Below are 24,065 nucleotides of genomic sequence, written 5' to 3' on the forward strand. Positions count from 1 at the left end.
GGGCTCCTTCGGAATGCGTTGGGGAAGACGGCGGTCGGGTGTCGGCCTGGCATGCGTTCAACCGAACGTGAATGCGTACGCATCGACACCCGGATCGAGAAACTCGATCGCGAATGTGCGGTCGGCGATGGCGCCCGGCTGACGGACGAGCTGGTACAGGCGCTGCCCGGTGACCGTGCCGTAGCCCTGCGCGTCGACGTCGGTGCCGTGTGCGGCACCGGGCGCCGCGCCGTCGAGCGTCACGCGAAAGCGCACCGGCTTGCCGTTCGCTCCCGGCCCGAGCACGAGGTGCAGGTCGCGCGCATGGAAGCGGTAGACGATCCGGCCGGACGGCGCGGCGAGCGACGCGCGCTCGGCGCCGACCTGCCAGGTGCCGGCGAGGCCCCAGTCGTTCAGGTCGGGGTGGGCGGGCGCGTCGTAGCGGTGTGCCGCGTCGCGCACCACGCCGCCCGGCGACGTGAAGTCGTCCGCGCGCGCATAGCCGACATAGGTTTCGGGCGAGCGGACGTCGGCGCTGTCGGCCGCCGCGAGCGCGCCTTTCGCGGGAACGCCGGCGAGCCCGAGCGGCACGTTCAGCGCTTCCGGATGACCGGCCTCGGCGAGCAGCGACTGGATCGCGCGTTCCGACTGCGCGTATTCGCCTTCGCCGAAGTGGTGGCGGCGCACGCGTCCCTGTGCGTCGACGAAGTAGTGCGCGGGCCAGTATTCGTTGCTGAACGCGCGCCAGATCGTGTAGTGGTTGTCGATCGCGACCGGGAAGTCGATGCCGAGGTCGTGTACGGCCTTTTTCACGTTGCCGATGTCGCGCTCGAACGCGAACTCCGGTGCGTGCACGCCGATCACGACGAGACCGTACGGCGCGTACTTGCGTGCCCAGGCCGTGGTGTACGGCAGCGTGCGCAGGCAGTTGATGCACGAGTAGGTCCAGAAGTCGACGAGCACGACCTTGCCGCGCAGGCCGGCTGCGGTCAGCGGCGGCGAATTCAGCCACTGCACGGCGCCGTCGAGCGACGGCAGCGTGCCTTCGACGGGCAGCGCGGCCGGCGCTTGCGGCGCGGGCGCGATCTCCGCCGCGCGCATCATCGCGCCGCCGGACTGCACGGCATCGGCCGTCGCGGCCATCATCGCGCCGCCCGAACCGTTCGCGGTGTGGTCTGCCGAGCCGTTTGCCGGCGAACCCGTCGCGTCCATCGCCGCCGGCGCGCCGTTCGAGCGCCCGCCGAGCCGGTCGACGAGCTTCGACTCGAGGCCGCCCGTCGTGACGGTCGACAGCTGCGCGAGCGCACCCGTATCGAGGCCGAGCGCGATCGCGCCGACGCCGGCCAGCAGCGCGGCGCCGATCCCGCGCTTGATCCATTCGCCCGCGCCGAGCGAGCGCTTCATCGCGGCGAACACCTTGCCGCCGATCACGAGCGCGACGCCGAGCGACGTCGCTGCGCCGGCCGCATACGCAACGAGCAGCAGCGTCGTGCCGACGCTTGCGCCGCGCAGCGCCGCGCCGGTCAGCACGAGCCCGAGGATCGGGCCGGCGCACGGCGCCCACAGCAGGCCGGTGGCGACGCCGAGCAGCAGCGACGACAGCGGGCCGGCCGGGCGGCCGTCGCGCTGCGCGAGGCCGGTGAGGCGGTTGCCTGCGGCGACGAGCGGGCGCGTCAGGTGTTCGGCGAGGCGCGGCATCAGCAGCGTCAGGCCGAATACCGCGAGCAGCACGATGGCAACCCACCGGCCGGCCTGGTTGGCCTGCGCGACCCAGCCCCCGCCGACGGCGGCGAGCGTCGCGACGACGGCGAACGTGAGCGCCATGCCGGCCAGCAGCGGCAGGCCGGTGCGCACGAACGGCTGGTCGGCGCGCGCGAACACGAACGGCAGCACGGGCAGGATGCACGGGCTCAGGATCGTGAGCACGCCGCCGAGATAGGCAAGGACGATGAGCAGCATGGTGCGTTCTCCAGTCGGTCGAGGATGGGGCCGGATCAGGCGGCGGCCGGGTGGAAGGCGAGCGCGAGCCCGTTCATGCAATAGCGCAGGTGGGTGGGCGGCGGGCCGTCGTCGAACACGTGGCCGAGATGGCCGCCGCAGCGGCGGCAGTGCACCTCGGTGCGGACCATCCCGAACGACGTGTCGGCGTCGGTCGCGACCGCGTGGTCGAGCGGCTTCCAGAAGCTCGGCCAGCCCGTGTGGCTGTCGAACTTGGTGGCCGACGAGAACAGCGCGAGGCCGCAGCCCGCGCACGCGAACGTGCCGGGGCGGTGCTCTTCGTTCAGCGGGCTGCTGTATGGCCGCTCGGTGCCGGCGTCGCGCAGGATCGCGTACTGGGCGGGCGTGAGCCGACGATGCCATTCGGCGTCGCTGAGGGTGACCTCGTATGGCGCGGCCATCTTCGGCGCAGCCGTCGACGCGGCGAACGCGCGGCTGACCAGTGTGCGGCGGCCGGCCGACGACAGCGCCGCGAGCGTGGCGAGGCCGGTGGCGCCGGCGAACAGCAGCAGATGTCTGCGGGTGGGCATGATGGGCTCCTGGAAGCAGGTCCTGAAAACATGCGCCCATCGTAGTCAGCGGCCGGTGTCGAAGTCCTCACGGAAAGTTAAATGAATTGTGATGTTTGCCGGAGGAGGCGGCCGCGTCGACGGGATGGTGTCCGGCCAAGCGCCGGCCGGCCAGGGCTCGGTAGTCGGCTGCGCCGGGTTCTGCCGTGACCATGAGCAAGAGGCGTGTCCAACTACGGCCATGCATCAAGTATGCGACTGCTTCCCGGTGTTCGCTGCGGCAGCAATCAGGCGGGATGAGTCCGGCGGCGGTGTGGCGCAGTCAGGTCCCGGTCGGTTGAAACTGCCGGAGGGTTCGCCGTCATAGGAGGCAAACGCGTTGCAAGGTCACTGTGCGCTGATACACGGCTTTATTGAGCCACGGCACGAACACGTACTCGTCGTATGCGTCGCAGCCGATCAGGATCCAGTGGGACAGGACGTTGGACATGATGGGCCTCCTTGATTTCGCTGGCGTCGTTGTGGCGGGGGCCTATGCATCGCGATCGGCATCCGTCGTGCTCACACCCGGTATACCGGGCGAGCCCGGCGCCTATTCCCGAGGCCGCGCGATGCGCTTCATGCGCCGGATGTCGTGCGTCGCCGGAATAAACGGGACCGCTCGGTGGTATGCCGATCAGGCAGCATCACTCAGCGCACGTTTCGACGGGGAGGTTTCGATGAACGACAAGCCCACGCAAACCCGTGACATCCTGCGCGGAGCGCGGCGCGCTCGCGAGGTTCCCGCGAACGCAGACGAGGCCTCGGCGTCACCATCCTTCCGGGAACACGTCGACATGCGCCCGCCGTCGCACGACCGCGCACCGTATCCCGCGCAGCACGCGCACGATGCCGATGCCGGGAAGCCGGCGTCCGCGCATGATGGGCTGCACAAGATAGCGCGGAGGCTGCAACTCGGCTCCGGCATCATGTTGTGGATCTATATTTCCGTTCACATGGTCAATCATGCGCTCGGCATCTGGTCGGTCGACGTTGCCGAGCGTGGCCTGCACCTGGCGATCGGTGTCTGGCAAAGCCTGCCCGGAACGATCCTGCTGTACGGCGCGGCCGGCCTGCATTTCGCGCTGGCGCTCCGCACCGTCTACGGCCGCCGGCACTGGGCGCTGCCGCCGGCCGAATGGCTGCGTCTTTGGGCGGGACTCGGCCTGCCGCTGCTGTTGATCCGCCACGTCGTCGGCACACGCGTCGCAACGTCGTTCTACGGCTTCGAACCGAACTACGCACGGGTCGTCGTGGCGCTGCTGACGAGCGGCACGCAGGGCCTGCAGATCGCGCTGCTCGCGCCGGGGTGGGTGCACGGCAGCCTCGGGTTGTGGTTTCATTTGCGCCGGCGTGCGTTTTTCCGTCGCGCGAGGTTTGTGCTGCTGGGGGTGCTCGTACTATTGCCCGTGCTGTCGGCGGCCGGATTCTTACAGATGACGCGGGCGGTGGTGCCGGGCAGTCTCGCCGTCGCGGCCCCCGACGCGACGCTGGTGGCCCATCGCGCCGCGCTCGACAGCTGGCGGCATCTTCTCGTCACCGGCTACCTGTCGCTGATCGTCGCTGCGTTCGCCGGCGGGCAGTGGCGAAACCGGTTCGCTGGCGGCGTTTCGCGCGGCGCGCCCCGGGAGCAGTAAGCGGGTGCGCGAACCTGCCGCGTCCGCGCCTGGCCGGCGATCCGCACGAGTCGGCTGCGTCTGCTCGAAGCTCGCGCGGCCGAACATGGCACGCGGCATCTCGACACCGGCCTGCCGCGGGTTACTTCCGTCCCATGATCCGCGTGCCGAGCGAGATGCCGAGTTCGGACAGCGAAGCGTTGTTCGCGAGCTGGGCGGCCTCCCAGCGCGGCAGCGCGGCGTCGAATGCGCTTGCGTGCATGCCGCCGCGCAGCGCTTCGGCGAGACCAACCGCGTTCTCCGCCGCCTTCGCGACACCGGCGGCCGTATGCGGTCGCACGAGGCAGGCCGCGTCGCCGAGCAGCACCGCGCGGCCGAACGCCATGCGCTCGACCGCGAGATCGAGGATCGCCTGCGCGAACGGCGCCTGGGTCGCCTCGACGAGCGCGGCGAGCGTTGGCGCGAGCAACCAGCGGCCGGTGTCCACGAGTTCGAGCCGGTTGTCGTCGCGCATTGCGCCGGGCGGCAGCGAGCCGTCGCGCTGCGTGCCGTCCTGCGCGAGAAACAGCGACGGCACGCGATCCTGCTCGAGCCGCCGGTACCAGACCCAGTTCACGCGCCGCTTGCCCGGCTCGATCGCACCGTCGCGGCCGGGCACAAGGTAGGTCAGGAACAGATGCGCGTTGCCTTGCTGGAACGTGAACCGATCGCGCAGCACCTGCAGCACCGTGTCGGGAAGCGTGTGCTCGTCGACGAGCCCGCGCCATGCGACATAGCCCGCATACGCGGGCCGCGCGTCGGGCAGCAGCTGGGCACGCACGGCCGAGCGGCCGCCGTCCGCGCCGACCAGCAGGTCGGCATGCTCGACGCGCCCGTCCGCGAAATGCGCGATCACGCGCGCGCCGTCCTGTTCGAACCGCTCGAACGATACGCCAGCGTGCACGACGCCGGCGGGCAGCGCGCGCTTCAGCGCGGTGTAGATCACGTTCCACGCGGTCTGCGTTTGCGGCATGTAAAGGCGTTGCACGATCCGGTCGTGCTCGTCGAGATAGATCCGGTCGACCGAATCGACGCCCGCATCGCGCGGCACCGGCACGCCGCCGAATGCGAACGCGCGCTCGATCGGCGGCTGCAGCACGATGCCGCCGCCGCGGCTGTCGAGGTCGTTGGGCGACTGTTCGAATACCTTGACGCGCCATCCGGCCGCGCGCAGCGCGGTCGCCGTGAACAGTCCGCCCACCGATCCGCCGATGACGATCGCCGAGGGGCCCGCAACGTCGCTCATGATTCCGCTCCCGCGATGATTCGTCGCGCGCGGCGAATCATCCATTCCCAATGCTTCAGGAAATCGACCGGCAACGCGTTCACGCGCTCCGGCTGTTCTTCGCGCGCCGTGCTGCGCTTGTCGTAGCCGGCGGCCGGCCCGCTGCCGGCGTCGATGTAGTGCGGGCGCCGATCGTTCGCGGTGACGGCGTGATGCGTGATCGAAGACGTGTCGGTGGTCATGTGACGGTCCCAGTGCGGTTCGGCCCGCAGGCGCCCGGACGCGGGCGCAAATGCCTTTCGAGGATAGGCGAAGCGACCGGCACACCGGATGAATTGTTCTGAATTCGTCGGGCGGCGCGCGGGGCCGCGCTACACGCGGCGGCGTCGCCGAGCGGCCGCGCCGGACGCGAGCTGCTTGAGCGTCGCGGGCGTGCCGTGGAGAAACGCGTCGACCAGCCGTTCGATTTCGGTGTCGAGATCGTCGGGCACCGGCAACCCGTACACCCACTTGCGAACGCCGAAATAGAAGATGCTCGCGTGCAGGCTCCAGACGAGCTCGATTTCCGCGTTGCGCTGGGCCTCCGTCGCCGGCGTGGCGATGTCGTATTCGTGGCGCAGTTCGCGCAGCACCGGCAGGAACACGCGTTCGCGCAGCCGCGACAGATAGCGCGTGTTGAAGCCCTCGCGGCTGAGCCCCGCGAAGATGAAGGTGCGGATCCATTCGCGCCGCAGGATGGTTTGCGCGTACGCGCGGTAGAACGCGACCAGCCGCTCCTGCAGCGGGACCGTGCGATCCGCGATCATTTTTTCCCAGTCCGGGTTCCACGTGTAGACCTCGTCGTACACGCGATCGATCAGCGCTTCCTTGCTCGGAAAGTACCGGTACAGCAGCGGCTGGGTGACGCCGATCTGCCGCGCCAGCTCGCGCGTGCTGCCGGAAAAGCCGTGCGTCGCGAAGTGCTCGATCGCCTTCTCGACGATTTGCCGTTCGCGCGCTTCCGGCGCGAGGCGCCGGCCCGGCGTGACGGCGTTGCCGTCGGCATCCGTCCCGCGCTCGCGGGCGGGCGTGCTGCGTTTTCTTTCGGTCATGCATCGGCTCCTGATCGCGTGCGCTCTTAAGCTATCGATCGAAAAATAACACGATCGGACCGCGAGGGCCGCTCGGGGCGTGCCTGCCGACGCGATGCGCGAACCGTTGCGCATGTGCCTCGCGTCGCGTCGACCGCGCCGTCCGTCCGGGCGTCCGGGCAGCCAATTCAGGAAAATTCAGGCCCATCGCCATGACATTAAGACGCGCCTTAACTAGTCTTGCTTCCGAACAGCCGTTTGGACCGGACGCCAGTCGGCACCGCCGGGCCGTTCGGCACAACCGGAGCGGAACATGCGTGATCTGATCTCGCCGGACGCAGGCATCGCGTGCGCCGGCGCAACCGTCGCCATCCAGGAGGCCGGGGCATGCCGACGCAGCCGGTAACCGCGGCCGCGGCACCCGATCACGTGCGTGGCGAGGACGTCTTTCTTGCGTCGATCGCCGGCTACGTCGACACGCTCGGCTTCGTCGCGCTGTTCGGCCTGTTTACCGCGCACGTCACCGGCAACTTCATCCTGATCGGCTCGGGGCTGGCCGGCGTCGGGCAAGGGCTCGCGATCAAATGGCTCGCGTTTCCGGCCTTCATCGCCGGTATCGTCGGCGCGCGCGTGCTCGATCACCGGATGCGTTCGCTGGGCCACGGCCCGCGCGCGCGTTCGCTCTATGCGCTTCAGGCCGTGCTGCTGGCCGGGTTCATGCTGGCCGGCGTGATGGCGTCGCCGATCGCCGACGCCGATGCGCCGCGCACGATCCTGTGCGGTCTGCTCGGCGCCGCGGCAATGGGTGTCCAGAATGCGCACGGCCGGCTGACGGCACGCTCGGTCGTCGCCAACACGGTGATGACGGGCAACGTCACGCAGGCGGTGATCGATGCGTTCGACTGGCTCGTGCCGCTTGCCGCGCCGGCCGAACGCGACGCCGCGCGCGCGCGACTGCGGCGCACGCTGCCGCCGGTCGCGGCGTTCGCGCTCGGTGCGGGCGCGGGGGCCGCGGCGTACGTATTCGCCGCCTTCTGGGCGCTGGCGCTGCCGCTCGCGACCTTGTGCTTCCTCGCCTACCGATCCGGCCGGCCCGACGACGGGCCGGCATCACGCTGAATCCGCGCGCGACGCACGGCAGCGCTTACCACTTTCAAGGAGAATTTCGATGATTGCACTGAAGTTGCGACAGGTATTGCGGATGACGGCCGCGTCGACGGCCGTGCTCGGCGCATTGCTGGCGACCGCGCCGGCCCATGCGGACGAGACGCGTCTGCTCGAGACCTCGTCCGCGAAGGTGCCGGCCGTCTCGGTCGGCCCGCAATACGACACGACGCACGTGTGCGTCGCGCCGGAAGACTTCGACCGCTTCACCGACAGCTTCGTCGCCACGTTCGGCGGCAAGAAGTCGCAGCAGGGCGTATTCCAGGTCACGCCGACGCCGAGCCAGACGATGTCGCAGCTCGTGTTCACGCCGTCCGGCACGATCTCGGTGTTCGGCTTCAAGACGCCGATCCCATACCCGTTCTGCGAGGAGCGCACCGGCTACCTCGTCACCGACATGGACGTCGCGATGAAGTCGGCGCGCGCGCATGGCGCGGACGTGGTCGTCGACACGTTCCCCGATCCGATCGGCCGCGACGCGATCATTCGCTGGCCGGGCGGCGTGAACATGCAGCTGTACTGGCACACCCAGGCGCCGCACTACGATCCGCTGCAGACCGTGCCGGAAAATCGCGTGTACGTGTCGCCGGAAAGCGCGAGCAAGCTGGTGCACGACTTCGTCGCGTTCTCGCGCGGCAAGGTCGTGTCCGACGTGCGCAAGGCGCCGGGCATCGAGATCGGCCGGCCGAACGACACGTACCGCCGTATCCGCATCGAGTCGGGCTTCGGCAAGATGACCGTGCTCGCCACCGACGGCCATCTGCCTTATCCGTTCGGGCGCGAGATGACCGGCTACGAAGTGGCGGACCTTGCCGCCACGCTGGAGAAGGCCAAGGCCGCCGGCGTGACCGTTCTGGTACCGACCTTCACGTCGGACGGGCGCGATGCGGCGCTCGTGCAGTTCCCGGGCGGCTATGTCGCCGAGATTCACGCGCGGTCGAAGTGATGGACCGGCGGTCGATGAGGCGGTCGATGAAGCGGGCGTGGCGTGGCGCGTTGCCGGCGGCCATGCTGGTGGGCGGCGTCGCGACGCACGCCGGGACGGCCGCTGGCGCCGAGGAAACCGCGGCGCCGGCATCGACCGCCGCCGCGACGTGCACCGCGACGCGTCCTGTGGTGCTGTTCAACCGCTGGCAGGAAGACTGGTCGGTGCTCGCGAATCCATGCGTGCCGCGCAAGCCGCTCGACGGGCTGAAGTACATCCCGCTCGGCGCCGACCCGTCGACCTACCTGTCGCTCGGCGCGAACCTGCGCGAGCGCTTCGAGCTGAACAACGCGCCGCTGTTCGGGCTCGGCGCCGCCCACGACGACAACTACGTGATCCAGCGCGCGACGGTGCACGCGGATCTGCGCTATGCCGGACATTTCCAGGCGTTCGTCCAGTTCGTCGATGCGCGGCCGTTCGGCAAGGATACGGTCGGCCCGGTCGACAAGGATCAGCTCGACATCGAGCAGGCGTTCGTCGCGTATGTCGACCAGTTGGGCGGTGGCACGTTCAAGGCGCGCATCGGCCGGCAGGAGATGGCGTTCGACTTGCAACGGTTCGTGTCGGTGCGCGACGGCCCGAACGTGCGCCAGGCGTTCGATGCGCTGTGGGCCGATTACGAAATCGGCAAGTGGCGGCTGATCGGCTATGTGACGCGTCCTGTGCAGTATCGCAACGACGCGGTATTCGACGACGTGTCGAACCGGCACCTCAGATTCGACGGCGTGCGCGTCGAGCGCAACGATGTGGGACCCGGTGACCTGTCGGGCTACTGGTCGCGCTATACGCGCGACAACGCGCGCTATCTGGGCGGGGCCGGCACCGAGCGGCGCGACGTGTTCGACATGCGCTACGCCGGCAAGTCTTCCGGGTTCGACTGGGACGCCGAGGCGATGCTGCAGACCGGGCACATCGGGCAGGACACGATCGGTGCGTGGGCGTTCGGCGCGCTGGGCGGCTACACGTTCGCGAAGACGCCGGGCACGCCGCGCATCGGCATCCAGGTCGACGGCGCGTCGGGCGACAAGCATCCCGGCGACGGACGCATGGGCACCTTCAACCCGCTGTTCCCGAACGGCTCTTACTTCACGCTCGCCGGCTATACGGGCTACACCAACCTGATTCACGTGAAGCCGTCGCTGACGTTCAAGCCGGCCGGCAACGTGACAGTGCTGACCGCGGTCGGTTTCCAGTGGCGCGAGACGACGGCCGACGCGATCTACGGGCAAGGGATGCAGGCCGTGCCCGGCACGGCCGGCAAGGGCGGCGCGTGGACGGGCATGTACGCGCAGGCCCGCGTGGACTGGCTCGTCAATGCGAACACGGCGCTGGCGGTCGAGGCGGTGCACTTCCAGCTCGCCGATTCGATTCGCAAGCTGGGCGCGCGCAATGCCGACTATGTCGGCGTGGAGGCGAAGTTCGGCTGGTGACGCGACGTGCCGCGCGGCTCAGTGCTGCGCGCCGGCGAGCGTCTCGACGAAATCGATGAACGCCGTGACGCGCTTCGAGCCGCGCTGATTCGGCAGGTACAGCGCGGTGACGACCGAGCGCGCCGCATCGGGCATGACGTCGTACTGTTCGAAGAGCCTGCGCAAGCGGCCCGACTGGACGTCGGCATCGACCAGCCAGTCGGGCAGCAGTGCGATGCCGGCGCCGTCGAGCACGGCATCGCGCAACACTTCGCTGTGGTTCGATTTCAGGCGCCCGGTGACGAGCACTTTCGTCGTGCCGTGCGCATCCGCAAACGTCCACGCCTGCTGGTCGCCGCCGAAATGAAAGCGCAGGCAGCCGTGATCGACCAGCTCTCCCGGCGCCGATGGCGTGCCGTGTGCATCGAGGTAGTCGTGGCTCGCGACGACATAGCGCTGGAACGTGCCGAGCTGTCGCGCGACGACTTCCGCGGACGGGGCCGCTTCGCCGAGCCGGATCGCGACGTCGATCCGGCCGGTGACGAGATCGACGCGTTCGTCGGTGAGCTGCAGGTCGAGATCGAGCTTCGGATAGCGCGCGAGGAAGGCCGCGACGTGCGGCGCGATGCGGCGCATGCCGTACGCGACCGGCACCGACACGCGCAGCGGCCCGGACGGCTCGTCGCCGCGATCGGCGACCAGTGCGTCGGCTTCCGCGAGTTCCTCGAGCAGCCGCTTCGCGCGTGCGTAGTACACGGAGCCGGCATCGGACAGCGTGACCTGTCGCGTCGTGCGGTTCAGCAGCACGGTGCCGAGCGACGCCTCGAGCGCATCCACCGCGCGCACCACCGACGAGGCCGCGAGATCGAGACGTCGTCCCGCGCTCGAGAAGCCGCCGGCTTCCGCTACTTCCACGAACGCGCGCAGCGCGGAGAACTTGTCCATGTCGTCGCCCTTGTAACTTCGTGACTTCGTGCCTTTGTGCGTATCGCAACGATGCGTTGCGTGCCGTTCGCATTCTATCGCCGGCCCGCAAGCGCTATCTTCAGGACTGGCAATGTACAGGAAGGAGCGTGCGATGAAACCCCTCGAAGTAACGGTGACCTACGATCTCATCTGCCCGTGGTGCTGGATCGCGGAGCACAGGCTCACGGCAGCGATCGACGAAGCAGGCCTGGCCGGCAACGTGAGCGTCCGGTTCGTGCCGTTCGAACTGAACCCGACGATGCCGGCCGGCGGCATCGACCGCAAGGCGTACCGGAGCGCGAAGTTCGGCAGCTGGGCGCGCTCGCAGGCACTCGACGCGCATGTGGCCGAAGCCGGCCGCGCGGCGGGCCTCGTGTTCGATCATGCGCGGATCGCGCGCACGCCGAACACGCGGCTTGCACACCGGCTCGTCTGGTTCGCCCAGCAACGCGGCAGCGCCGTCGCGCTCGTCGATGCGCTGTTCGCCGCGTATTTCCGCGACGGCCGCGATATCGGCGACGCGGACGTGCTGGTCGAGATTGCGACGGGCGCCGGTTTGCCGGGCGACGCGGTGCGTGCGTTCCTCGCGTCCGGCGAAGGGCTCGACGCGGTGGTCGCGCTCGAAGCGGAGGCGGTGCGTGAAGGCGTCGCTTCGGTGCCGTCGACGCGCATCGGCCTGTCGGTCGTCAGTGGCGCGCAGCCGGTTGCCGTCTTTCGCGATGCATTGATTGACGCGCAGCGCGCGCTCGACCAGATCGCCTGAATCTTGGCCGGCGCCGCCGAGGCATGGCTTTCAGAACGATTCATGTCCCGCTCAGGATTATTGCGAACCCGGCCGGTAAGCTCGGTGTCGTGCGCACGTCGCCGGCCGGGCCGGCAAGCCGGCGCGCAATGTCGCAACGTCGATATGCAACCGGGAAACGGACATGAAGAACCTGAATTGGCGCACGCGCGCGGGCGGCATGCTGCTCGTCGCGTGGTGCTTCGGCATCCTCGCATCGGTCGCGTTCGCCGCAGAGCCGGGCGGCGGAGACCAGGCCCCCGGCTTCTATCGGCAGAAGCTCGGCGATCTGCAGATCGTCGCGCTGTCTGACGGCACGCATCCGTTTCCGATCGATACGGTCTTCCGCGATGTGTCGAAGGCCGAAATCCGGCGCGATCTCGATCGCGCGTTTCTCGAACCGCCGGTACAGGGGTCGATCAATGCGTTCCTGGTCGATACGGGAACGAAGCGGATTCTCGTCGATACCGGCGCCGGCGTGCTGTACGGCGACTGCTGCGGCAAGCTGCTCGCCAACTTGCGTGCGGCAGGCTATGCGCCCGAGCAGATCGACGAAGTGTTGCTCACGCACCTGCACAAGGATCACGTCGGCGGCATCGTGTCGAACGGCAGGATGACCTTTCCGAATGCGGTCGTCCGCGTGAACGAGGTCGAGGCGAATTATTGGCTCGATCCGGACAACAAGGCACAGGCGCCGGCGTTCCTCGCGTCGTTTTTCGATGCGGCGGCCGCGTCGGTCGCGCCGTACGTCGCGGCCGGGCGCTTCAAGACGTTTCGCGGCGAAGCGACGCTCGCCCCCGGCATTCGCGCGGTGCCGATGCCCGGTCATACGCCGGGCCATACGGCCTATCTGATCGAGAGCGGCAACGCCGGGCTGCTCGCGTGGGGCGACATCGTGCACGTCGCGGCGATCCAGTTGCAGGATCCGGACGCGACCGTCCAGTACGACAGCGATGCCGACACGGCGCGCCGCACCCGGCGCGATACGCTGAAGCGCGTCGCGAACAAGCGTTATCTGGTCGGTGCCGCGCACATCGCGTTTCCCGGGCTCGGGCATTTGCGCAGGGATGGGGAGCAGTATGACTGGGTGCCGGTCAACTACGACACGACACCGCTTCGATGACGCGAAGGCGCGCGGCAGCAGTGGCCGCGCGTGACGGAATCAGCGCGACAGTTCGCGCCGCCATGCGCCGGGCGGATGGCCGACGATGCGCGCGAACACGCGATTCAGGTGGCTCTGGTCCGAGAAGCCGCAGGCGACCGCGATTTCCGCGAGCGTCATGTCGGTCGTCTCGATCAGTTGCCGGGCGCGGATCACGCGCTGTTCGAGCAGCCATTGATGCGGCGTGCGTCCCGTCGTTCGCGAGAACGCACGGATGAAATAGCCGCGCGACAGGTCGCATTCGCTCGCGACCTCCTCGATCGACACGCCGAGATCCGCCTTTTCCATCAGCAGCTCCTTGGCGAGCGCGGCTTTGGCCGGCGAGAGTACGCCCTTGCGCTGCAGGTCGCGCGCGCGCGTATTGCCGTAGCGGCATGCCAGATGCGTGCCGATCGCGAGGCCCATCTGCTCGACGAACAGCGTATTCAGCGCGCCGGGCGCGTCGAGGCTGTCGGCGACGGCGTGCGCGAGATGGCCCAGCACCGCGTCCTGCACGTCGGGCGCGCAGGTCAGCCCGCCGATTTCCGTGCCGTCGTGCTCGCGGCCGAGGCGGTCGAGGTAGCTGTGCGACAGCTCGACGAGCACGAAGTCGAACTTGCCGTACAGGTCGGCGCGGAAATTCCGGGAAAAGTCGCGAATGTAGATCGAGTTGTGCTGAAACTGCCGCTCGGATTTGCCGGCCCCGCCGTAGATCGTGCGCCGGTGCCCGCCATTGAGCGACACGCCGATCAGGAAACCGCGATCGCTGGCCGCCATCTCGATGCGCTCGAATTGCTCGTCGCGCATGCATTTGCGATGGAGCTTCAGGCCGCCGACCGACCTTTCGATATCCTTGGACAGCAGGCTCGACAGACATCCGAGCGTGTCTTTCGGCGGCGCCGCGGGTGGCGCGACGAGGGGGACTTGCATGGCGGAACAATCCTTCGGTTGGGTACGGCGCGAGGGCATTTTTACGCGCAGTTTATACGGTGCGTCCGGCAGCCCCCAAGATAACTTGAATAAATGTCCGCTGGCTGACGAAATGCTTGCCGCGAACCGATCCGTGCCGCGCCGGCCCTGCACGCGCGCGAAGGCGCTATTCCGGTCGATGTTGCCCCATTTGTATTTGCGCGACGCGGGTTCGGGGGCGTGCCCATGCGGAGGTCGCCAGTGCATTTTCCTTCAAGATTTTTATTTATACGGCGTTTACACTCGGCCCACTTTTTGAGATATCGCACCCGGCCCGTAGGGCTGGCCGGGTGCGCACTCCCGCCCCGGTGAACTGCCGTGTTCACATGGCGGTCATCGTGGGGAACCTGGAGGCGGCCATGATCCAGATCGGGACGTTGTCGGTGGATTTCGAGCAGCGAGACATTCGCTGCCACGGCGCGTCGTTGCGTATCGGCGCACGCGCGCTTGACATACTGGAAGTACTGCATCGCGCCAACGGTTCCGTCGTGTCGAAGGACGACATCATGGATGCCGTCTGGCCCGGCCTGATCGTCGAGGAGAACCGCCTGCAGGTCCATGTCGCGACGTTGCGCAAGGCGCTGGGCGCGAACCGCGACCTGATCAAGACAGTGCCGGGCCGCGGTTACCTGCTGATCGCGAATCCCGCCGTCGCACACGAGGCGCCGCCGCGCGCGACCGCGTTGCCGCACGACGCCGTCGTGGCTGCCCGTCCGGTTCCGCTGGTCGGACGTCAGGCCGAGATCGAGCAGATCGTCGCCATGATCGAACGTGCGCCGGTCGTCACGCTGGTCGGTGCGGGCGGCATCGGCAAGACGAGCCTGGCCGAGCGGGTCGCGCACGAACTGCGCAGCCGGTCCGGCGAGCGCGTCCTGTTCGTGGCGCTGGCGAGTGCCGCGACGCGCGACGACGTGCTGCTCGCGATTGCCGCGGAACTGGGACTCGAGACGGACGACTTGCCGGGCATCGACCCGATCGGCGATGCGCTCGCCGCGTCGCCAGGCCTGCTCGTGCTCGACAACGCGGAACACATCGTCGATCTGGTTGCCGACCTCGTCGATACGCTGACGTCGCGCGCCGCATCGCTGCGTGTGCTCGTGACGAGTCGCGAACCGCTTCATATCTCGGTCGAAGCCGTGTTTCGCGTGAGTCCGCTGGCGGTGCCGGACGGCGGTGCATCCGTTGACGAGATCGAGCGCTATTCGGCCGTCGAGCTGTTCCTGGCGCGGATTCGTGCCGCCACGCCCGACTGCGCGGTCGATCCGGCCGGCATCCGGCTGATCGGCGATATCTGCCGGCGTCTCGACGGGCTGCCGCTTGCCATCGAGCTGGCTGCCGCGCGCGTCGCGACGCTCGGGCTCGAGATCGTCGCGTCCCGTCTCGACGACAGGCTGAACCTGCTGACGGGCGGGCTGCGCTCGGCGCTGCCGCGCCACCAGACGTTGCGGGCGACGTTCGACTGGAGCTATGTGCTGCTGGATGGGGCCACGCGGTCGCTGTTTCGCCGGATGGCGTGCTTCATCGGCCCGTTTACGTTCGATGCCGCCCGCGAGGTTGCGATGGAGCCCGGCATGTCGGCCGCCGAGATGATCGCGGTGCTCGGCGAACTGGTCGCGAAGTCGCTGGTGACCGTCGAGTTCGACGGCGCGCAGGCGCGCTACCGGTTGACGGAATCGACGCGCGCGTATGCGCTCGAAAAGCTGCACAACGAGGGCGAATTCGACGCCATCGCCGAGCGTCATGCGCGGTACGAGCGCGAGCAGGCGGAAGCACGGATGCAGACGCAGGCACAAGCCGCGGACCTCGCGAGCCTGCGTCCGGCCGCCGGTGCGCCGGCACCGCGCGAGCCTGTGGCGGCCGAGCCGCAGGCGCTGGAGCTGGAGGCGGACGCGTTGGCGCTCGCGTTGCTGGCGCCGGCGCGGATGCGCGAATGTTCGATACCGGCGCGGCGAGCGCTCGACGCGATCGAGGCCGGGGGGGCCGCGTCCGTCGACGCGACGCGCGAGATGCGCTTGCGCGCGGCTTATGCGGCGGCGCTGCTGCATACCGATGGCGATACGCATACGGCCGCCGCGATGTGGGAGCGGACGCTCGCGCTCGCGGGCCGGATCGGCGACGAGGCATTCGACGCGCGTGCGCTGGTCGGACTGTGGAACACGATGCTGACGCGCTCCGACATCCACGAATCGTTGCGCTACGCGACGCGCTTCGAGCGCGCCGCCGAGCGGCGGGGCGACCGGTCGCAGCGGCTGCTGGCGAACGCGATGGTCGCGACCTCGCTGCATTACTTCGGTGAGCATGCGCAGGCGCGCGAGCGGCTGGAGGCGGCGACGGACGAGCTGGCCGAGGCCGGCGAACCGCCGTGCGCGGAGGCAGCGCTGGGGATCGACGTCGCGACGCTCGGCCGGACGATGCTGACGCGGCTCTTGTGGATGCAGGGCGATCCGGAATATGCGATGCGACTGGCGGCGCAGGCGGTCGAATGCGCGCGCCGCGCCGGGGCGGGGCTGGCGTTGTGCGTCGTGCTCGGCGCCGCGGCCGTGCCGATTGCATTGCACTATGGCGATCACGACGTGATTTCCGACTATCTCGGCACGCTGCGATCGACCGCCGAGGCGAACGGATTCGACATCTGGCTCAGTCACGCGGAATGTCTGGCCGGGCAGTTCGACATGCAGACCGGGCACCCCGGTGCCGGTCTCGCGCGGCTCGAGCCTGCGCTGCGGCGCATCGAAACGAGCGGATTCCGGCGCGCGCTCGCACCGCTGACCGTCGCGTACGCGGAAGGACTGACGCGCACGGGCCGCGCGGCCGAGGCATGCACGAAGCTCGACGCGACGCTCGCGCGCTGCCGCGCGCACGGCGAGCATCTGTTCGTGCCCGAACTGTTGCGCGCCCGGGGGCTCGCGATGCTCGAACAGGCCCGCACCGCCGATGCGGACCTCGCGATCGCCTGTGAAGCCGACGGGCACCGTCATCTGCTGATGGGGATCCATACCGCGAACGGGCAAGGGGCAGCCATGTGGGCGCTGCGCGGCATGCTGGATCTCGCCGATCACCTGATCGAGCGTGGGCGTACCGCGCAGGCTTCGTCGCTGGTGGCCAATCTGCCAGGGCATTTCGATCCGCAATCGCGCGCGTTCGATGTTCGCCGGCTGGCACGCGTGCAGAACTTCGTTCGCCCGGAGACGACGCCGTCGACGGCCCGTACGCGCATGCGGCACGAGGCGGCGGATGCGATGCAGCAGGTGGCGTAACGGCGCGCCGGGCCCGTGCAAGACGCCGCCGCGCCATCGCGCCGCGGCCTGCCGGTCCGATCGTTCAATGTTCAAGGGGGAGTGGATGGTCCGTGTATCGTCAGTCCGGGTGCCTGCCGCGTGCGGCCGTATGCCGGCTTTGGGCGCAAGCAGGAGGCAGGACGGTGCTTAAGGCGACGGAACCCGCGGAATCGGCGGACCTCATCGTATACAACGGCAAGATCGCGACGCAGGACGACCGGCAGTCGTTCGTGACCGCGCTCGCGGTGAAGGACGGCCGGATCCTCGCGGCCGGCAGCGGGCCCGACGTGATGCGCCACGCGCGCGCCGACACGCTTCGCATCGACCTGAACGGCCGCACCGTGATCCCGGGGCTGAACGATTCGCACCTGCACGTGATTCGCGGCGGCCTGAATTTCAACCTGGAACTGCGCTGGGACGGCGTGCCGACGCTGGCCGATGCGCTCGCCATGCTGCGCCGCCAGGTGCTGCGCACGCCGGCGCCGCAGTGGGTGCGCGTCGTCGGCGGCTGGACCGAATTCCAGTTCGCGGAGAAGCGCGGGCCGACGGTGGCCGAGCTCAACGCGATCGCGCCCGACACGCCGGTGTTCATCATGCACCTGGGCGACAGCGCGCTGCTGAACGCGGCCGCGCTGCGCGCGATCGGCTATGGCCGCGACACGTCCGATCCGCCCGGCGGCGAAATCCAGCGCGATCGTCTCGGCAGGCCGACCGGCATGCTGATCGCGCGACCGGACATGGCCGTCCTGCACACCGCGCTCGAGAAGGGCCCGAAGCTCGGTCACGACGACCAGATGAATTCGATGCGGCACTTCATGCGCGAACTGAACCGCCTCGGCGTGACGAGCGCGATCGACGCCGGCGGCGATTTCCAGGCCTTTCCGGACGACTACGGCGCGATCCTGGCGCTCGCAAAGCGCGGCGAACTGACGGTGCGCATCGCATACAGCCTGTTCGTGCAGCATCCCGGACGCGAACTCGACGACTACGCGCGCTGGGTGACGCTGGCGAAGCCCGGCGACGGCGACGCGTTCCTGCGGATGAACGGCGCGGGCGAACTGCTGGTGTATTCCGCGGCCGACTTCGGGAATTTTCTCGAACCGCGCCCCGATCTGCCCGACGTGCTCGAGGCCGAACTGGCCTCGGTGGTGCGGCTGCTGGTGCGGCATCGCTGGCCGTTCCGGCTGCACGCGACCTACGACGAATCGATCGGCCGCTTCCTGAACGTGCTCGAAGCCGTGAACCGCGACATGCCGTTCGACGGGCTGCGCTGGTTCTTCGATCACTGCGAGACGATTTCGGATGCGAACATCGCGCGCATCGCCGCGCTCGGCGGCGGCGTGACGGTCCAGCACCGGATGGCGTTCCAGGGCGAGTACTTCATTGCGCGCTACGGCGCGGAAGCGGCCACGCGCACGCCGCCGATCCGCGCGATGCTGGCGGCCGGGCTGCCGGTCGGCGCGGGCACCGATGCGACGCGCATCGCGAGCTACAACCCGTTCGTGTCGCTGTACTGGATGGTGTCCGGGCGCACCGTCGGCGGCACGGCGCTCTATCCCGAACGCAACCGGCTCAGCCGGATGGAAGCGCTGCGCCGCTACACGGTCGGCAGTGCATGGTTCTCGAACGAGGACGATCGCAAGGGCGCGTTGGTGCCCGGCCAGTATGCGGATTTCGCGGTGCTGACGGACGACTACTTCACGATCGACGAACCGCGGATCAAGTCGCTGTCGTCGGTGCTGACGGTCGTCGACGGCAAGGTCGTGCATGCAGACGACGAGTTCGCGCCGCTCGCGCCGCCGCCGCTGCCGGTCAGCCCCGCATGGTCGCCGGTGGCCGAATTCGGCGGCGCCGGCGGAATCGGCCAACGTCGTCCGGCCGCGTCGGCGCAGCCGCGCGCGGCGGCCGGCGACGGCCCGGACGCCGGTTTCGCGCGCGGTCGCGGGCGTCGTTTCGCGCAGCGCCTTCATGTGGCAGCGATGGAGGCTGTCGAGCAGTGCGAAGCATTCGGTCAACCCGGTCTCGCGTTTTAGGATGGCGTCGGTCAACGGGCAGGCCGGCTACCCTGGCACGTGTCGCGCGATGAATGGATGATTATTCGCCCCCGGCGCGGGGCAGAAGGAGACGAGATGAGTTCTGCGCACACCTGCGCACGGGCCGATGACGAAGTCGCCGGCGTCCGCATTCCCCGGACGCCGATGGCGATCGACGCCGTCGAAGCGGCATGCGCGTCGCTACCGCAGGTGATCACCGATCACGCTTGCCGGGTGTTCGTCCTCGCGTCGCTGGCTGCGCGCCGGGCAGGCGAGACACTCGATGCGGATGCGCTGTACGTGGCCGCGATGTACGCGAACATGGGACTGAGCACCGCGTATGGCCGCTCGACCGAGCGCTACGAGCTCGACAGCGCCGATGCCGCGCAGGCATTCCTGCTGCGCCATCAGACGTCGCAGCGCATGCGCGACGACGTGTGGCGCGCGATCGCACTGCATACGACGCCCGGCGTGGCCGCGCGCATGTCGCCGCTCGCGCGTGCGCTGGCGTCCGCCGTAGCGACCGACCTGATGGCAACCGACTTCGACGCGTATTCGGCCGACGAGCGGCGGGCGTTGCTCGCCGCGTATCCGCGCGGCGACGGGTTCGGTGACGCGTTTCTCGACGCGATCGCACGCGGGGTCGCGCACCGGCCGGCGACGACGTTCGGCACGTGGAGCGCGGATGTGCTCGAGCGGGCCGATCCGGATTTTCACCGGCCGAATTTCTGCGGACGCGTGCTGGGCGCGCGCTGGAAAGACGCCTGAAGGGATTGTTCCGGACGATCCGGCCGGTTTCGTCGGCCGTCGGGGCGGCCCGGCGATTGTCGCGCCGGGCGGCCGCCGGTGCGGGCTCAGGCGGTCCGGCCCGCCACGTCGTGACGCGCGTAGTCGACGTATCCCGCGCGGTCGCCGCCATACCAGCCGACCGTCTTCGGCGTCGCGAGCGGCGCATTCGCCGCGAGGCGTTCGACGAGATCCGGGTTGGCGATGTACGCGCGCGCGAACGCGACGAGATCGGCGTCGCCCGCATCGATCAGCGAATTCGCGGCATCCGGCGCGATGCCGCCGTTGACGATCAGCGTGCCGCCGAAGTGCTTGCGCGTGTTCTCGACGATGCGCGGCAGATCGGGCTCGCCGCTCCAGCCGTTGGTGTCTGCCGCGTGCACGTAGGCGACGCCGGCTTCGTCGAGCATGCGGCCGACGTACGCATACGTCGCATCCGGATTGGCGTCGCGCACGTTGTTGTACTTCGCGTACGGCGAGATGCGCACGCCCACCCGGTCGAGCGGCATCACGCCGCCGACCGCGTCGACGATTTCCTCGAGGAAGCGCGCGCGGTTCGCGACCGAGCCGCCGTAACGATCGTCGCGGCGGTTCAGCGTCGACGACAGGAACTGGTGCGGCAGGTAGCCGTTGGCTGCGTGGATCTCGACGCCGTCGAAGCCGGCTGCCATCGCGCGGACGGCCGCCTGGCGGAATTCGCCGACCGTTGCGGCGACTTCGTCCGTCGTCATCGCGCGCGACGGCGTCGCGTGAATCTTCGTGTAATAGCCGTTCTGCAATTGCGCCCACACCTGCAACTGCTCGAGATCGTCGTTGACGCCGGACGGCGACAGCGGCGCGTCGCCGCCGAGCAGCGCCAGCGAACTGACCCGGCCGCCGTGCCACAGCTGCGCGAAGATGCGACCGCCGTTCGCATGGACCGCGTCCGTGATCTGCTTCCAGCCGGCCGCCTGCTCGTCGGTGACGAGCCCCGGCGTCAGTTCGAACGACGCGGAGGCCGGGCTGACGTTGGTCGCCTCGGTGACGATCAGGCCGGCGGACGCGCGCTGTGCGTAGTATTCGGCCATGAGTCCGGTCGGCTGGCCGCGCGACGGCGCGCGCGAGCGCGTCATCGGCCCCATCACGACACGATTGGGAAGCGGCAGGCCGTGCAGATCGTAGTGGCTGAGCAGGGAAGACATGATGGATTCCTTTTGCGTGGAACAGGGCGGCGGCGCGTATCGTCCGACGGGCCCTGCGGAAAGTTCGGTTGGGATGCCGGTGTCGTGCCGGCAGCGTTCCGGCGCGCGAACGGCCCGGGCGGGATTCGCGGTGAACCGGTGCCGGCGCTGGTTCAGGCTTGTGCGTGGCGTTCGGCGTGCGGACGCCCGATCACGAGGTAGTGAGCAAGCGCAATGATCGGGAACGCGCCGGCGACGGCGGCGACGAGCGGCCAGCCGCCGTGCTCGTACAGCGGGCTCGCGAGCGCGGAGCCGACCGCGCCGCCGACGAAGATGCTCGTCATGTACAGCGCGTTCAGGCGGTTGCGGCTCGCCGCATGCAGCGCGTAGATCTCGCGCTGGCCGAGCACCATGTTCATCTGCACTGCGAAATCGAGCACGATGCCCGTGACGACGAGGCCATACAGGCCGGCGCCGTGGATCAGCGCAACCGCGTACGACAGCGTGCCGGCGACCAGCGCGATCAGCGTTGCCCGCACGGTATGGCCGGCATCCGCGAGGCGGCCCGCGACCGGCGCCGACGTCGCACCGATCGCACCGACGAGCGCGAACAGGCCGATGGCCGATTGCGACAGCCCGTAGTGACGCGTCAGCTCGACGGGCACGGCGGTCCAGAACAGGCTGAACGACGCGAACATCAGGCCCTGGTAGAACGCGCGATGGCGCAGCACCGGCATCGTGCGGACCAGATGCAGCAGCGAGCCGATCAGTTCGAAGTAGGTCGCGCGATGATCGGGCTGGCGCGACGGGATCGTCAGCGCGAGCACGGCCGTCACGAGCGTCATCAGCACGGCGGCGGCCGCGAACACGAAGCGCCAGCCGAACGCGTCGGCCACCACGCTCGACAGCGGACGCGCGAGCAGGATGCCGAGCAGCAGCCCGCTCATGATCGTGCCGACCACCCGGCCGCGCGAATGATCCGGCGCGAGGTGCGCGGCGAGCGGCACCAGGATCTGGACGGCAACCGAGCTGAAGCCGACCAGCAGCGAAATCGCGAGGAACAGCCCGGGCGTCTGGACGACCGCGGCCGCCGCGAGGCTCGCGATCGACACGACGGCCGTGACGATCATCAGCTTGCGGTTCTCGAGCAGGTCGCCGAGCGGCACGATGAAGAACAGGCCGAGCGCGTAGCCGATCTGCGTCAGCGACACGATGAGGCTCGCGGTTTCGCCGGACATGTGCAGGCTCGGCGCGATGAGTTCGGTGATCGGTTGCGCGTAATACAGGTTCGCGACGATCGCGCCGCAACTGAACGCGAACAGCAGGATGAGGCCCTGCGTGAGCTTGGTCGCGTGCCCGTGGGCCGCAACCGGGGTGGATTCTGCTGACATGGTCGACTCCTTGAAAAGAGATGTCGGGTGCCCGTTCATCGGGCGGGCGTTACGATTGCCGTCGCGGCGAAGCGGAAGCAGCCGCATTGCCGTCAAGATTATTGATCGATCGATAACAAGGGAATACGTCCGGGACGCAATCGAGCATTGCGCGGCACGCAAAGGGGGCGGACCGTGGGCGGGTTCATGCGTGGGCGGCGAGGCCGAGATCGGTCGCTAACCGCACGCCGGCGTCGGCGAGACCGCCGCCGGGGTCGGGCAACGGCCGGTCGCGGCACTCGTGGACGACGGCATCGTGGCCGATGCCATTCAGCGTGACGGCGGCGGCCAGGCCGGCGATGGAACCGCCGGCGATCGCGATCTTCATGATGCGCCTCTCGAAACGGGCCTCCGGCGCGGATGTCGCGGATCGCGAAGCCCGATGAGAGGAGTCTGGATCGACCGGACTGAATAGTCCTAAACCGCGTCTTAATTCACTTGATTCATGCGGTGCGCGCGGCGGCGCGGACGATCGGTTTCAACGGCGGGTTTCGACTACCGGCTTCAACCGCGCTTGCCCTGCAGCGTCGGAATCTGCGCGAACAGCCCCGCGAGCCAGTCGACGAAGACCTTGAGCTTGACGGGCGTATGCCGATTGGGCGGATACAGGATCGAGATCGGCCGGGGCGGCGTGTTGAAATCGGTCAGCACCTCGCGCAGGCGCCCCGATTGCAGATATGGCTCGACCAGGTAGAGCGAGGTCTTGATCAGGCCGATGCCCGCGACGCCGGCCGCGATGTAGGTGTCGGCGTCGTTGACCGCGACCGTGCCGCACATCTGGATGATCCGCGTTTCGCCGTCGACGACGTAGTCCCAGGACCGCGGGCGGCCCGTATCGGCCGAGATGTGGCTGACCGCGACGTGCTGTGCGAGATCGTCCACCGTCTCGGGTGCGCCGCATCGTTCGAGATACGCCGGGGCCGCGCACGTGCAGGTGGTCAGGCTGCCGATCCGTTTCGCAACCAACCCCGAATCGTCGAGCGCGCCGATCCGCACGACGCAATCGACACCCTCGCCGACGAGATCGATCTGGCGATCGGTCACGCCGAGCTCGATCGAGATGCCCGGATGGGCGGCGAGAAACTCGGGCAGGGCGGGCACCATGATCTGCTTGGCCATGGCCGGCGGCAGGTTCACTTTCAGCCGGCCGCGCGGCACGTTGCGCGCCTGCGAGACGGCCGCTTCCATGTCGTCGATCTCGCGCAGCACGCCGACGCAGCGTTCGTAATAGGCCTGCCCGTCCTCGGTCAGCGAGATGCGGCGCGTCGTGCGGTTCAGCAGCCGGCAGCCGAGATGCTGTTCGAGCGTGCTCAGCAGTGCGGACACGCGCGGTGTCGTGAGTCCGGTCGTGTCCGACGCGCGCGTGAAGCTGCCCGTCTCGACGATGCGCGTAAACACGCGCATCGAAAGCAAGGTATCCATCGTTCAGAAATCTCCAGCCTGTTTGTTGCCCGCGCCGGTTCGTGCCGGCGCGATTTGTTGTGGTCG

Annotated in this window: 21 protein-coding genes; 9 read left to right on the forward strand and 12 right to left on the reverse strand. The window is 68.8% G+C overall.

Translation table 11 applies throughout. The features are described 5' to 3' along the window. Window positions 1-57: 57 nt before the first annotated feature. The 3 genes from ACT2FV_RS11690 to ACT2FV_RS11700 form a co-directional block, all read right to left on the reverse strand. Window positions 58-1,938 carry a cytochrome c biogenesis protein DipZ gene (locus ACT2FV_RS11690; RefSeq protein ID WP_444503928.1) on the reverse strand — a complete coding sequence of 627 codons (1,881 nt, stop codon included), beginning with the start codon at window positions 1,936-1,938 and terminating at the stop codon, window positions 58-60. A 35-nt stretch (window positions 1,939-1,973) separates the two neighbouring features. After that, window positions 1,974-2,507 carry a peptide-methionine (R)-S-oxide reductase MsrB gene (msrB, locus tag ACT2FV_RS11695; protein WP_124627307.1) on the reverse strand — a complete coding sequence of 178 codons (534 nt, stop codon included), beginning with the start codon at window positions 2,505-2,507 and terminating at the stop codon, window positions 1,974-1,976. A gap of 340 nt (window positions 2,508-2,847) precedes the next feature. After that, a complete protein-coding gene (locus ACT2FV_RS11700) occupies window positions 2,848-2,976 on the reverse strand; it encodes a hypothetical protein (protein ID WP_257129397.1) in 129 nt (42 codons plus the stop codon). Between ACT2FV_RS11700 and ACT2FV_RS11705 the strand changes: the two genes are divergently transcribed. Beyond that, window positions 2,975-4,162, forward strand: a complete 1,188-nt coding sequence (locus tag ACT2FV_RS11705; RefSeq protein ID WP_444503929.1) for a hypothetical protein — start codon at window positions 2,975-2,977, stop codon at window positions 4,160-4,162. The two genes, ACT2FV_RS11700 and ACT2FV_RS11705, sit on opposite strands and share 2 nt — an antisense overlap. Window positions 4,163-4,283: 121 nt before the next feature. On the opposite strand, the gene ACT2FV_RS11710 is transcribed toward ACT2FV_RS11705, so the two are convergent. The 3 genes from ACT2FV_RS11710 to ACT2FV_RS11720 all read right to left on the reverse strand — a co-directional run bounded on the left by ACT2FV_RS11710 (window position 4,284) and on the right by ACT2FV_RS11720 (window position 6,496). After that, complete coding sequence (locus tag ACT2FV_RS11710; RefSeq protein WP_444503930.1) at window positions 4,284-5,426, reverse strand: FAD binding domain-containing protein; 1,143 nt, start codon at window positions 5,424-5,426, stop codon at window positions 4,284-4,286. After that, the gene (locus tag ACT2FV_RS11715) at window positions 5,423-5,647 is read right to left on the reverse strand and encodes a hypothetical protein (RefSeq protein ID WP_059606057.1); all 225 of its coding nucleotides are present in this window, start codon (window positions 5,645-5,647) and stop codon (window positions 5,423-5,425) included. The genes ACT2FV_RS11710 and ACT2FV_RS11715 overlap by 4 nt, the downstream gene beginning before the upstream one ends. A 129-nt stretch (window positions 5,648-5,776) precedes the next feature. Further along, window positions 5,777-6,496 (reverse strand): TetR/AcrR family transcriptional regulator, encoded by a 720-nt coding sequence (locus ACT2FV_RS11720; protein WP_059606062.1) that lies wholly within the window; start codon window positions 6,494-6,496, stop codon window positions 5,777-5,779. Between the two features lie 366 nt (window positions 6,497-6,862). Between ACT2FV_RS11720 and ACT2FV_RS11725 the strand changes: the two genes are divergently transcribed. From ACT2FV_RS11725 to ACT2FV_RS11735, 3 genes are read left to right on the forward strand one after another with little or no spacing between them, the layout of a single operon-like run. Continuing rightward, window positions 6,863-7,594, forward strand: coding sequence for a YoaK family protein (locus ACT2FV_RS11725; RefSeq protein WP_059606064.1), 732 nt, complete (start codon window positions 6,863-6,865; stop codon window positions 7,592-7,594). A 49-nt stretch (window positions 7,595-7,643) separates the two neighbouring features. Further along, complete coding sequence (locus ACT2FV_RS11730) at window positions 7,644-8,585, forward strand: hypothetical protein (RefSeq protein ID WP_059534424.1); 942 nt, start codon at window positions 7,644-7,646, stop codon at window positions 8,583-8,585. 26 nt (window positions 8,586-8,611) lie between these two features. After that, window positions 8,612-10,054 (forward strand): alginate export family protein, encoded by a 1,443-nt coding sequence (locus ACT2FV_RS11735; protein WP_444503931.1) that lies wholly within the window; start codon window positions 8,612-8,614, stop codon window positions 10,052-10,054. Between the two features lie 18 nt (window positions 10,055-10,072). Here ACT2FV_RS11735 and ACT2FV_RS11740 read toward each other — a convergent pair whose 3' ends face one another. Further along, complete coding sequence (locus ACT2FV_RS11740; protein WP_124902499.1) at window positions 10,073-10,978, reverse strand: LysR family transcriptional regulator; 906 nt, start codon at window positions 10,976-10,978, stop codon at window positions 10,073-10,075. 133 nt (window positions 10,979-11,111) lie between these two features. Here ACT2FV_RS11740 and ACT2FV_RS11745 point away from each other — a divergent pair, with 133 nt between their 5' ends. Together ACT2FV_RS11745 and ACT2FV_RS11750 are read left to right on the forward strand one after the other, a co-directional pair. Further along, on the forward strand, window positions 11,112-11,762 hold the full coding sequence (locus tag ACT2FV_RS11745) for a DsbA family oxidoreductase (protein ID WP_444503932.1): 651 nt from the start codon (window positions 11,112-11,114) through the stop codon (window positions 11,760-11,762). Between the two features lie 199 nt (window positions 11,763-11,961). Further along, window positions 11,962-12,903, forward strand: coding sequence for an MBL fold metallo-hydrolase (locus tag ACT2FV_RS11750; RefSeq protein WP_444504265.1), 942 nt, complete (start codon window positions 11,962-11,964; stop codon window positions 12,901-12,903). 39 nt (window positions 12,904-12,942) lie between these two features. On the opposite strand, the gene ACT2FV_RS11755 is transcribed toward ACT2FV_RS11750, so the two are convergent. Beyond that, complete coding sequence (locus ACT2FV_RS11755; RefSeq protein ID WP_151051542.1) at window positions 12,943-13,851, reverse strand: helix-turn-helix domain-containing protein; 909 nt, start codon at window positions 13,849-13,851, stop codon at window positions 12,943-12,945. 398 nt (window positions 13,852-14,249) lie between these two features. On the opposite strand from ACT2FV_RS11755, the gene ACT2FV_RS11760 reads away from it, so the two are divergent. The 3 genes from ACT2FV_RS11760 (at window position 14,250) to ACT2FV_RS11770 (ending at window position 19,969) form a co-directional block, all read left to right on the forward strand. Further along, window positions 14,250-17,147: an ATP-binding protein gene (locus tag ACT2FV_RS11760; protein WP_444503933.1), complete on the forward strand. Its 2,898-nt coding sequence runs from the start codon at window positions 14,250-14,252 to the stop codon at window positions 17,145-17,147. Window positions 17,148-17,311: 164 nt separating this feature from the next. Next, on the forward strand, window positions 17,312-19,201 hold the full coding sequence (locus ACT2FV_RS11765; RefSeq protein WP_174920083.1) for an amidohydrolase: 1,890 nt from the start codon (window positions 17,312-17,314) through the stop codon (window positions 19,199-19,201). 96 nt (window positions 19,202-19,297) lie between these two features. Then, complete coding sequence (locus ACT2FV_RS11770) at window positions 19,298-19,969, forward strand: phosphohydrolase (protein ID WP_444503934.1); 672 nt, start codon at window positions 19,298-19,300, stop codon at window positions 19,967-19,969. A gap of 86 nt (window positions 19,970-20,055) precedes the next feature. Here the strand turns inward: ACT2FV_RS11770 and ACT2FV_RS11775 are convergent, their stop codons facing one another. From ACT2FV_RS11775 to ACT2FV_RS11790, 4 genes are all read right to left on the reverse strand, one after another. Next, on the reverse strand, window positions 20,056-21,168 hold the full coding sequence (locus ACT2FV_RS11775; RefSeq protein WP_444503935.1) for an alkene reductase: 1,113 nt from the start codon (window positions 21,166-21,168) through the stop codon (window positions 20,056-20,058). 152 nt (window positions 21,169-21,320) lie between these two features. Next, a complete protein-coding gene (locus ACT2FV_RS11780; protein ID WP_174910929.1) occupies window positions 21,321-22,538 on the reverse strand; it encodes an MFS transporter in 1,218 nt (405 codons plus the stop codon). A 184-nt stretch (window positions 22,539-22,722) separates the two neighbouring features. Then, a complete protein-coding gene (locus ACT2FV_RS11785) occupies window positions 22,723-22,905 on the reverse strand; it encodes a hypothetical protein (RefSeq protein ID WP_124627282.1) in 183 nt (60 codons plus the stop codon). 176 nt (window positions 22,906-23,081) lie between these two features. Continuing rightward, window positions 23,082-23,999, reverse strand: coding sequence for a LysR family transcriptional regulator (locus tag ACT2FV_RS11790; RefSeq protein ID WP_059606109.1), 918 nt, complete (start codon window positions 23,997-23,999; stop codon window positions 23,082-23,084). Window positions 24,000-24,065 lie beyond the last annotated feature (66 nt).

It is taken from the genome of Burkholderia sp. PR2 (genome assembly GCF_052372875.1).
Taxonomy (GTDB): Bacteria; Pseudomonadota; Gammaproteobacteria; order Burkholderiales; family Burkholderiaceae; genus Burkholderia; species Burkholderia diffusa.

What these genes read in the sequence shown, in the direction of transcription:
- ACT2FV_RS11705 (WP_444503929.1), top strand. Translation starts at nt 2,975, where the DNA reads ATGATGGGCCTCCTTGATTTCGCTGGCGTCGTTGTGGCGGGGGCCTAT.
- ACT2FV_RS11745 (WP_444503932.1), top strand. Translation starts at nt 11,112, where the DNA reads ATGAAACCCCTCGAAGTAACGGTGACCTACGATCTCATCTGCCCGTGG.
- ACT2FV_RS11790 (WP_059606109.1), bottom strand. Translation starts at nt 23,999, where the DNA reads ATGGATACCTTGCTTTCGATGCGCGTGTTTACGCGCATCGTCGAGACG.
- ACT2FV_RS11690 (WP_444503928.1), bottom strand. Translation starts at nt 1,938, where the DNA reads ATGCTGCTCATCGTCCTTGCCTATCTCGGCGGCGTGCTCACGATCCTG.
- ACT2FV_RS11730 (WP_059534424.1), top strand. Translation starts at nt 7,644, where the DNA reads ATGATTGCACTGAAGTTGCGACAGGTATTGCGGATGACGGCCGCGTCG.
- ACT2FV_RS11720 (WP_059606062.1), bottom strand. Translation starts at nt 6,496, where the DNA reads ATGACCGAAAGAAAACGCAGCACGCCCGCCCGCGAGCGCGGGACGGAT.
- ACT2FV_RS11760 (WP_444503933.1), top strand. Translation starts at nt 14,250, where the DNA reads ATGATCCAGATCGGGACGTTGTCGGTGGATTTCGAGCAGCGAGACATT.
- ACT2FV_RS11775 (WP_444503935.1), bottom strand. Translation starts at nt 21,168, where the DNA reads ATGTCTTCCCTGCTCAGCCACTACGATCTGCACGGCCTGCCGCTTCCC.
- ACT2FV_RS11735 (WP_444503931.1), top strand. Translation starts at nt 8,612, where the DNA reads ATGAAGCGGGCGTGGCGTGGCGCGTTGCCGGCGGCCATGCTGGTGGGC.
- ACT2FV_RS11710 (WP_444503930.1), bottom strand. Translation starts at nt 5,426, where the DNA reads ATGAGCGACGTTGCGGGCCCCTCGGCGATCGTCATCGGCGGATCGGTG.
- ACT2FV_RS11750 (WP_444504265.1), top strand. Translation starts at nt 11,962, where the DNA reads ATGCTGCTCGTCGCGTGGTGCTTCGGCATCCTCGCATCGGTCGCGTTC.
- msrB (WP_124627307.1), bottom strand. Translation starts at nt 2,507, where the DNA reads ATGCCCACCCGCAGACATCTGCTGCTGTTCGCCGGCGCCACCGGCCTC.
- ACT2FV_RS11740 (WP_124902499.1), bottom strand. Translation starts at nt 10,978, where the DNA reads ATGGACAAGTTCTCCGCGCTGCGCGCGTTCGTGGAAGTAGCGGAAGCC.
- ACT2FV_RS11725 (WP_059606064.1), top strand. Translation starts at nt 6,863, where the DNA reads ATGCCGACGCAGCCGGTAACCGCGGCCGCGGCACCCGATCACGTGCGT.
- ACT2FV_RS11700 (WP_257129397.1), bottom strand. Translation starts at nt 2,976, where the DNA reads ATGTCCAACGTCCTGTCCCACTGGATCCTGATCGGCTGCGACGCATAC.
- ACT2FV_RS11770 (WP_444503934.1), top strand. Translation starts at nt 19,298, where the DNA reads ATGAGTTCTGCGCACACCTGCGCACGGGCCGATGACGAAGTCGCCGGC.
- ACT2FV_RS11780 (WP_174910929.1), bottom strand. Translation starts at nt 22,538, where the DNA reads ATGTCAGCAGAATCCACCCCGGTTGCGGCCCACGGGCACGCGACCAAG.
- ACT2FV_RS11755 (WP_151051542.1), bottom strand. Translation starts at nt 13,851, where the DNA reads ATGCAAGTCCCCCTCGTCGCGCCACCCGCGGCGCCGCCGAAAGACACG.
- ACT2FV_RS11785 (WP_124627282.1), bottom strand. Translation starts at nt 22,905, where the DNA reads ATGAAGATCGCGATCGCCGGCGGTTCCATCGCCGGCCTGGCCGCCGCC.
- ACT2FV_RS11715 (WP_059606057.1), bottom strand. Translation starts at nt 5,647, where the DNA reads ATGACCACCGACACGTCTTCGATCACGCATCACGCCGTCACCGCGAAC.